This is a genomic window from Diaphorobacter caeni, assembly GCF_015354245.1.
GTDB classification, from domain to species: Bacteria; Pseudomonadota; Gammaproteobacteria; order Burkholderiales; family Burkholderiaceae_C; genus Diaphorobacter_A; species Diaphorobacter_A caeni.
Window position 1 is genome coordinate 1 of sequence record NZ_JADKYZ010000032.1, and the last position, 2,080, is coordinate 2,080.

3 protein-coding genes are annotated in these 2,080 nt (G+C 52.6%); 2 read left to right on the forward strand and 1 reads right to left on the reverse strand.

From position 1 onward, the window contains the following. The coding region (locus ISG32_RS27455) for a hypothetical protein (RefSeq protein ID WP_194774149.1) at nucleotides 1-227 on the reverse strand (227 nt) is incomplete at its 3' end. Nucleotides 228-332: 105 nt separating this feature from the next. Here ISG32_RS27455 and ISG32_RS27460 point away from each other — a divergent pair. Next, nucleotides 333-1,049 (forward strand): XRE family transcriptional regulator, encoded by a 717-nt coding sequence (locus tag ISG32_RS27460; RefSeq protein ID WP_194774150.1) that lies wholly within the window; start codon nucleotides 333-335, stop codon nucleotides 1,047-1,049. A gap of 59 nt (nucleotides 1,050-1,108) precedes the next feature. Next, a partial coding sequence (locus tag ISG32_RS27465) for a ParB N-terminal domain-containing protein (RefSeq protein ID WP_194774151.1) occupies nucleotides 1,109-2,080 on the forward strand: 972 nt, incomplete at its 3' end.

A 2,080-nucleotide genomic window follows, 5' to 3' on the forward strand; every position in this document is an offset into this window, starting at 1 on the left:
CGCGCCACGCTGAAGAACAGCCACAGCGGCTTATCAGCGCCCGCGCTCGCGTTCTGCGCCAGCACGTAGCGCGGCCCGCCGTCCGGTTCAGCGCCTTCAAATGCAATCTCGCGCAAGCGGTTGCAAAGCGCTTCTCGCCGCATCACGGTAGCCGCCTTATCAGCCAGTGCGCGGCGCTGCGCCTGTGCGAGCGTGTGAGCGGTGTTGTCCATCAGTACATCAACCATGTGCCAAGCCTCCCCGCGTTGTCGCGGTGTGTGTACCATCGTGTTAGACGGTGCTATATGTTCTTGCGCCGGATGTTACTACGGATTTCCGTAAATTTGCAAGCAATGCCTACGAAAAACGAGAAATTAACTTCTGAAATTCAGAGCATCACAGCTGAAACCGGCCTGCGACTTAAAGAGGAGCGCAAGCGTTTGGGCTTAAAAGCTACGGATTTCGAGAATATTGGCGGCTGGCCCGCAAGCACCATCTACGGCTGGGAAGCAGGCAAGGCGTCTCCGAAGTCGGAGTTCTATACAGCGGCTCTACCGCTCGGCCTTGATGTGAACTACATCATTACTGGCGCACGCACAAAGGGCGCACTGACAGGCCCCGCGCCCGCGCCTATATCCAGCGATGACACGATCTATGTGCCACGCCTCAACGTCGTGGCCAGCATGGGGCCAGGCAATGACCTGGTGGCCGAGGAAATCATCATGGGCGACGTGCCCATGTCGCGCGCGTGGATCAACCGCTACTTACCCAACAGCCGCGCCGAGTCCCTGCGCTTCATCCATCAGCTGGGCGACAGCATGCAAGGCACGCTCTCGAGCGGCGATTTTGGACTGTGTGATACCGACAAGACCACCGCCGACGTGGACGGCGTGTATGTGCTCGAGGCGCACGACCGCCTGTTCATCAAGCGGGTGACGCAGCGCATGGATGGCAAACATGAAGTGACGAGCGACAACCCGAACGTGCGCACCGTGGACGTACTCAACGGCGAGCACCCCGTGCGCATCTGCGGGCGGATTGTGTATGGCTTTAATGGCCGCCGCTTTTGATCTCTGCATGTGTTCATATTCAACGCGCAAAAAATATTTATGTTCGATGGAGGACAGTCATGACAACACCGACAATTTATTTTGAAAACGTGTCGGACTTAGATTTCGACCCCGACAATCCTCGTTTCTTCGATTCAACAGGTCATGATAATGGCGAAGACAATGCCATTCGAAGAATGATTGAGGAGGAAAACCTCGAAGAACTAGTCGGATCAATTGGCAATCAAGGCTTCTTTCCGGGTGAACCACTTCTCGTGACACCCAACCCTCTTTCGCCAGCTCGATTCATCGTAGTTGAGGGTAATCGCCGTCTTGCAGCACTTAAGGTGTTGAACAATTTGGTCAATCCAGAATTGCTCACCAAGAGTCTAATTGACATGGTGGGCACAGCCAAGCATAAGCCCGAGAAGGTTGATTGCTTCAGGTTCCCGCAACGCCGTGATGTATTGAAGTACCTTGGATTCAGGCATATTTCTGGCCCCCGACGCTGGGAGCCACTCTCCAAGGCCAGATATCTTGCAGATCTGATTAATAACTTCTACAGCAATCTCTCACTTGATGAGCAACTAAAATCAGTTGCAAAAGACATCGGCAGCAGGCGTGATTATGCGGCGCAATTACTAACTGCGCTCAGCATATACGACAGGGCGAAACAGAAAAATTTTTACGGACTTCAACGTGTAAGAGAGGAAGATATTAATTTTTCTTTATTATCTACCGCTCTTTCATACGGCAATATCTTAAAGCATTTGAATCTCCCCAGCCGTGAGGTTGTGGAAGTAAATTCAATCAATGATGAACACGCAAGGGAACTATTTAGTTGGATGTTCGCCCAAACGGACAATGGAGACACTGTCTTAGGCGAGTCTCGGCGGCTCAAGACTTTGGCCGCAGTTCTTGGTTCAGATAGAGCCACCGTAGAACTCCGAACCTCGAATGATTTGGACCATGCCTATCGTTTTTCTGCGGGGCCAGCGGAAGCATTCAGCCAATTATTAGCCACAGTTGACTCAAGTCTTGATCAAAGCCTC